This is a genomic window from Alcanivorax sp., from assembly GCF_051117345.1.
GTDB lineage: Bacteria > Pseudomonadota > Gammaproteobacteria > Pseudomonadales > Alcanivoracaceae > Alcanivorax.
The window spans coordinates 1-6,470 of sequence record NZ_JBNPEC010000200.1 but is presented as its reverse complement, the minus strand read 5'-3'; the positions used below and the strand labels follow the sequence as shown (position 1 = coordinate 6,470).

The following is a 6,470-nucleotide window of genomic DNA, read 5'->3' as shown; positions in this document are numbered from 1 at the left end:
ATGGGAAAGCCGGTTTGGGGAAGATTAAGCGTTGCCTTGTAGTCCGTCATAGTCCCGTCTTAGATAATCCCGTCTTTTCAAAGTAGTCCCGGACCGCTTGCACGTCCTGCCAGATGGCAGTCTTGAGCTGATCCAGATCCGCGAATTTCTCTTCCGCCCCACATAATGGCGGAAGGCAACCGTCAAATGCTTGCCGTACAGGCTGTCCTTGCCGACACCCGCATCGCTGTAGTCCAACAGATGCACTTCCAGACGATTTTCCGTGCCGTTCACCGTGGGGCGGTCGCCCATATTGGCGGCCCCGGCCTGATCAGTGAGTCCGGCGCCACTGACCGTCACGGCAAACACCCCCGCCAGCGGCGAGTGCAGACGCTTCAGCGCCAGGTTCACCGTGGGCAAATCCAGCGTGCGTCCGATCTTGTCGCCGTGACGCACCCGGCCACTGATGGCAAAGGGCCGACCCAGCAGGGTTTCCGCCAGGGCAAAATCACCGGCGCTGAGCGCCGCGCGCACCCGGGTGCTGGACACCCGCTCGCCGTGGATTTCACAGGTGGCGGTGTCGGTCACATCGAAACCGAATTGCCCGCCGGCCTGCTGCAGGTAGGCAAAGTCCCCGTCGCGGCCACAGCCGAAACGGAAATCATCGCCCACCACCAGGTATTCCACCCCCAGCCCGTCCACCAGCAGGGATTGCACAAAGGCTTCGGCGGTCAGAGATCGGAAGCGCTCGTCGAACCGCACACACAGCACCTGATCCACCCCGGCGGCACGCAGGGCAATCAGCTTGTCGCGCAGGGACATGAGCCGGGCCGGCGCCTGCTGCGGCGCAAAAAATTCCTGAGGTTGCGGCTCGAACAGCATCACCGTGGACTTCAACCCACGACGGCGGGCTTCTGCAATCATCTGATCCAGAATCCGCTGATGCCCCTGATGCACCCAATCGAAATTGCCGATGGTGGCCACGCAGCCGCGATGCCTGTCGCGCAGATTGTGAATGCCGCGAATCAGTCGCATCTCATCCTCGTCTCAAAAGACGCCCGATTATACAGGCTCGTCGATGGTTTTGTATGCGCCCGTGACGGCTACCGGCGGGAAAAACGGTTAACCATCACAGACATGGCGCTCACAGAGCGCGAAGACAACCCGCCGGGTATCAGCGTCGCAAATGCCGCGGGCGCAGCCCCAGTATCATCAGGCTCGCCCCATAGATCGCCAGCCCGGAGGCCACGATCAGGCTGAGCCAGCCGACCCGGTTCCACATGCCGGCCTCGGTCCAGGCCTGGGTCTGCAACGACAACCAGTACGTGGCCGCCGCCATGGCCACACCAGCCAACACCATCCGCCCCCAATGGAACAACCAGCCCTTGAGCGGCTGATAGACCCCGGCTCGGCGCAGCCCCAGATACAGCAGCCCGGCATTGAGCCAGGCGGACAACGCCATGGCCGTGGCCAGCCCCACATGACGCCACTCCCAGACCAGCAGGGCGCCGAACGCCATATTCGCCAGCATGGCAATCACGCCGATCTTCACCGGGGTGCGGGTGTCCTGGCGGGCATAGAAACCCGGCGCCAGCACCTTGATCAGCATGGCCGCCAGCAGGCCGGCGCTGTAGGCACGCAGTGATTCAGCGGTTTTCGCCACATCAAAGGCGGTAAACTCCCCGTACTGAAACAGCGTAGACAGTAGCGGCTCAGCCAGTACCGCCAACGCCAGCGCAGCAGGCAGTCCGATCAGCAGCACCATACGGATGGCCCAATCCAGGGTGCGGGAAAACGCCTCGCTGGAGGCATCCACATGCTTGCTGGACAGGCTGGGCAGGATCACCGTACCGATGGCCACCGCGAAAATACCCAGCGGCAGCTCGATCAGCCGGTCCGTATAGTAGAGCCAGGTCACCGAGCCGGTTTCCAGCAGTGACGCCAGCACCGTATTGACCAGGGAGTTGAGCTGATAGACCGACGCCCCGAACAGGGCCGGAATCATCAATGTCATGATCTTGCGCACCCCCGGGTCCGACCAGCCCATGCGCGGCACCGGCATCAGGTTCAGCCGCGCCAGGAACGGCAACTGGAACAGCAGCTGCGCGACACCGGCGATCAACACCCCCCAGGCCAGCGCCACCGCCATCCGATCCTCGGCAAACTGCGGCGCCAGGAACAGGGCACAGCCGATCAGGCTCAGGTTCAACAGCACCGGGGTAAAGGCCGGCACCGCAAAGCGGTTCCAGGAATTGAGAATGCCGCCGGCAAAGGCGGTCAGGGAGATAAAGAACAGGTAGGGAAAGGTCAGCCGCAGCATTTCCACGGTCAGCGCCCTTTTCACCGGGTCATCGCCAAAACCGGGGGCAAACAGCCACACCACCCCCGCCGCTGCCAACATCCCCACCAGCGTAATCACCGCCACCACGGTTCCCAGAGTCCCGGCCACCCGGTCCACCAACAACTTGGTGGCCGCCATGCTGCCCTGGCTGCGATACTCGCTGAGCACCGGCACAAACGCCTGGTTAAAGGCCCCTTCGGCAAACAGACGGCGGAAAAAATTGGGAATTTTCAGGGCCACGAAAAAGGCATCAGCCCCGGCGGAAGCCCCCAGCATACGGGCAATCACCACATCCCGAACCAGCCCCAGCACCCGCGACAGCATGGTCATGGTCGCCACCAGGGCGGTGGAGGCCATTAAACCGGCTTTTTTCGGGGTCTTTTCTGTGGGTTCGGTCATGATGCCTCCAGCAAACCGGGCAAGAGTAAACAAAGGCCGCCCAAACCGCCAGAATGATGATTTCCGCGCCCCAAGCCCATTGACATCAGGCCTCCGGATCGGCATAGTTGCGCGTCTTTAGACCATGACCCGCGTGTTTTTTGATCACAACAGGTAGGGTCGGCCCCAGCGGCCAGTGTCACAACCCGAATTTGACCTTCGAATTTAAAGTATAGGAGCAGGACCTTGGCTAACTCACCGCAAGCACGCAAGCGTGCGCGTCAGGCGGAAAACCGCCGTCAGCACAATGCAGCGATGCGCTCCATGGTGCGCACATACCTGAAAAAGGTGAACGCGGCTATTGCGTCCGGCGACCAAGGCAGCGCTCAGGAAGCTTATACCCAAGCGGTGTCTGTGCTGGACAAAGCCACCCGTAAGGGTAAGTTCCACCCGAACAAGGCAGCTCGCCACAAGAGCCGCCTGAACGCCAAGATCAAGGCCATGGCTGCCTGAGTCTGACGCGTTCGCATAAAAAACCGGCCAATGGCCGGTTTTTTTATGTCTGAGAATCAGTGACGAGTTGCGAGACGCGAGCTTTGAAAACCCAAACCGGTTTTGCCCTTCGCTTCTCGAAACTCGCTCCTCGCCTCTTCGCGATGCAAGCCTCAGCCGACGTCGAACACCACCATATTATCCCGATGGATAAGCTCTTCCTCGTTCATGTATCCCAACACATCAGCAATCTCGGCACTTTTCTTGCCACAGATCCGGCGTGCATCAGCAGCATCATAGTTGGCCAGGCCACAGCTGATGCGCTCGCCCTGCTCGCTTTCGCAGGCCACCATTTCCCCGCGGGAGAACTGGCCGAATACATCCACCACTCCCACCGGTAGCAGGCTGGAGCCACCATCACGGATGCGGCGCACGGCGCCGGCATCCAGCACCACACGGCCACGCATCTGCAGATGCCCGGCCAGCCACTGCTTGCGGGCATTCATGGGCGAGGTATCCGGCAGCAAGGTAGTGCCAGGCCCCTGCCCCTGAGCCAACTCTGCCAATACCTGCGGGCTGCGTCCGGAGGCAATGGTCGTCGACGCCCCGGAGCGGGCCGCCAGCTTGGCGGCGCGCACCTTGGTGGCCATGCCGCCACGCCCCAATAATCCGCCACCGCCAGCGACACGGGCAATATCCGGGTCCGATGCCCGCGCCTCGCGAATCAATGTTGCCTGGGGGTTGCTGCGCGGATCGGCATCAAAAAGGCCATCCTGATCGGTGAGAATCACCAGCCGGTCCGCCTCGATCAGATTCGCCACCAGCGCCGCGAGGGTATCGTTGTCGCCAAAGCGAATTTCATCGGTAACCACGGTGTCGTTCTCGTTCACCACCGGCACCACCAAAAAGCCCAGCAGGGTCAGCAGCGTGGAGCGAGCATTGAGGTAACGCTTGCGATCGGACAGGTCATCGTGGGTAAGCAGCACCTGGGCGGTGTGCAAATTGTGCTTCTGGAAACGCGACTCCCAGGCCTGCACCAGCCCCATCTGGCCCACCGCAGCAGCAGCCTGCAGCTCGTGCACGGAATCCGGCCGGGAGGTCCAGCCCAGCCGGGTCATGCCTTCCGCCACAGCACCGGAAGAGACAATCACTACTTCGATGCCCTGCTCGCGCAGCGCCACCATGCGATCCACCCAGGACTGCATCAACGCACAATCCAGCCCCTTGCCGTCATTGGTCAGCAGGGCACTGCCTATCTTGATTACCCAACGCTGGCGGTCCGCCACGCCCACTCCTTAATTACGCCTGATCAGGGTTCGTAAACCACTTCCACATCGTGGTCATCATCATCGTCGTCGTCATCGCCATCATTCTGGCGGGCTCGGCGCGCATCCGCCTTGAGCTCCTGGACCTTCTCGCGCGCCTCTTCTTCCAGGCGAGCCCGCAGATCCTGCTGAGCGGCAGCATAATCCGGATCTTCCAGTTCCAGCCGACGACGATCTTCGATGGCATTCATCAGGGCGTAGACCAGGTCCTCGCAGCCAACCCCCGCCGCAGCGGAAATGCGGAACACCGGGCCCTGCCAGCCCAGCTCCTCGACAATGGCATCCGCCTGCGCCTGGGCTTCATCATCCGCCAGCAGGTCGATCTTGTTGAATACCAACCAGCGCTCCTGCTCGGCCAGGGCTGGAGAGAAACGGTCCAGTTCGTCGGCGATGGCATCAATGTGATCCGCCGGGCTACTGCCATCCATGGGCGCCAGGTCCACCACGTGCAGCAACAGGCGGGTGCGCGCCAGGTGCTTGAGGAAACGAATCCCCAGACCCGCCCCTTCTGCGGCGCCCTCGATCAGGCCGGGAATATCAGCCACCACAAAACTGCGATGGCGATCCGCCTTCACTACGCCAAGATTGGGCACCAGGGTGGTAAACGGATAATCCGCCACCTTCGGTTTGGCAGCGGAAATCGCCCGAATCAGGGTGCTCTTGCCTGCATTGGGCATGCCCAGCAACCCCACATCCGCCAAAACCTTCAACTCCAGGCGCAGGCGACGGGATTCACCCGGCTTGCCCTTGGTGATCTTGCGCGGCGCCTGGTTGGTACTGCTCTTGAAATGGATGTTGCCCAGACCGCCGCGACCCGCCAGAGCGATCATCACCGGCTTTTCCGGATCGGTCAGATCCGCCAGCACCTCATCGGTATCCACATCGACGATGGTTGTGCCAACCGGCACCAGCAACACCACATCGTCAGCGGATTTGCCGGTCATCTGCCGGCCCTTGCCGGGCTCACCGTTACGGGCTTTGAAATTGCGCTCGTAACGGTAATCCACCAGAGTATTCAGATTGGTGTCCGCCTTCACCAGCACACTGCCACCGGCGCCGCCGTCGCCACCATCCGGACCGCCGAATTCCACGTATTTTTCGCGCCGGAAACTCAGACAGCCATCACCGCCTTTACCGGCGTGAACTTCAATGGTGGCTTCATCGACAAATTGCATTGGGGGACACTCTATTACTGGATGGATGCCATTGTAGGGCAGCACACGGGCCACTCACCACAATGTCCTGGATCTGTTCGCGCACTACCACGCCGCTTGCAAGCAGCCTGACACAAAAAAGCCCCGCGGGCAGGAGCCTCGCGGGGCTTTTTCCGACCCTTTCGGATCAGGCCACAGGCTCGATCACCACAAACTTGCGGCTCAGCGGACCCTTGGTTTCGAACTTAACGCGACCGGTTTCCTTGGCAAAGATGGTGTGGTCTTTGCCCATGCCGGTGTTACCACCAGCGTGGAATTTGGTGCCACGCTGACGAACGATGATTTCGCCTGCGCTAACCAGTTGACCGCCAAAGCGTTTTACGCCAAGACGTTTACTTTCCGAATCGCGACCGTTACGAGTACTACCACCGGCTTTCTTATGCGCCATGTCTCAATCCTCTCTTCAAATGTCTAAGGATCAGCCCTGGATCCCGGTGATTTTCACCGCCGTGTACCACTGGCGATGACCTTGTTGCTTGCGGGAGTGCTTGCGACGACGGAACTTCACAATCTTGATCTTCTTGTGACGACCCTGCTCCAGCACTTCTGCGGTGACCTTGGCGCCATCCAGCATCGGCTGACCGACTTTCACGTCGTCGCCGTTGGCAACCAGCAGCACCTGGTCGAAATCCACGGATTCGCCAGTGGCCACTTCAATTTTCTCGATGCGCACAACATCGCCTTCTTCAACGCGATACTGCTTGACACCGGTTTTGATTACTGCGTACATGCATGTGCTCC

General features: G+C 60.9%; 6 protein-coding genes and 1 pseudogene. 1 reads left to right on the top strand and 6 read right to left on the bottom strand.

Going from position 1 to position 6,470, the window contains the following annotated elements:
• Window positions 1–46: 46 nt before the first annotated feature.
• Window positions 47–1,014: pseudogene (ribF, locus tag ACFE0K_RS12690) on the bottom strand (bifunctional riboflavin kinase/FAD synthetase).
• Window positions 1,015–1,153: 139 nt separating this feature from the next.
• Window positions 1,154–2,719, bottom strand: coding sequence for a murein biosynthesis integral membrane protein MurJ (gene murJ / locus ACFE0K_RS12685; protein WP_434536408.1), 1,566 nt, complete (start codon window positions 2,717–2,719; stop codon window positions 1,154–1,156).
• Window positions 2,720–2,944: 225 nt separating this feature from the next.
• On the opposite strand from murJ, the gene rpsT reads away from it, so the two are divergent.
• Window positions 2,945–3,211 (top strand): 30S ribosomal protein S20, encoded by a 267-nt coding sequence (gene rpsT, locus ACFE0K_RS12680; RefSeq protein WP_035250031.1) that lies wholly within the window; start codon window positions 2,945–2,947, stop codon window positions 3,209–3,211.
• Window positions 3,212–3,363: 152 nt separating this feature from the next.
• Here rpsT and proB read toward each other — a convergent pair whose 3' ends face one another.
• From proB to rplU, 4 genes are all read right to left on the bottom strand, one after another.
• Complete coding sequence (gene proB / locus ACFE0K_RS12675; RefSeq protein WP_434536407.1) at window positions 3,364–4,476, bottom strand: glutamate 5-kinase; 1,113 nt, start codon at window positions 4,474–4,476, stop codon at window positions 3,364–3,366.
• Window positions 4,477–4,499: 23 nt separating this feature from the next.
• Window positions 4,500–5,690, bottom strand: coding sequence for an Obg family GTPase CgtA (cgtA, locus tag ACFE0K_RS12670; RefSeq protein ID WP_434536406.1), 1,191 nt, complete (start codon window positions 5,688–5,690; stop codon window positions 4,500–4,502).
• Between the two features lie 166 nt (window positions 5,691–5,856).
• Entirely contained in the window at window positions 5,857–6,117 is a 261-nt protein-coding gene (gene rpmA, locus ACFE0K_RS12665; RefSeq protein WP_035250027.1) for a 50S ribosomal protein L27, read from the bottom strand.
• A gap of 30 nt (window positions 6,118–6,147) precedes the next feature.
• Complete coding sequence (rplU, locus tag ACFE0K_RS12660) at window positions 6,148–6,459, bottom strand: 50S ribosomal protein L21 (protein WP_434536410.1); 312 nt, start codon at window positions 6,457–6,459, stop codon at window positions 6,148–6,150.
• Window positions 6,460–6,470 lie beyond the last annotated feature (11 nt).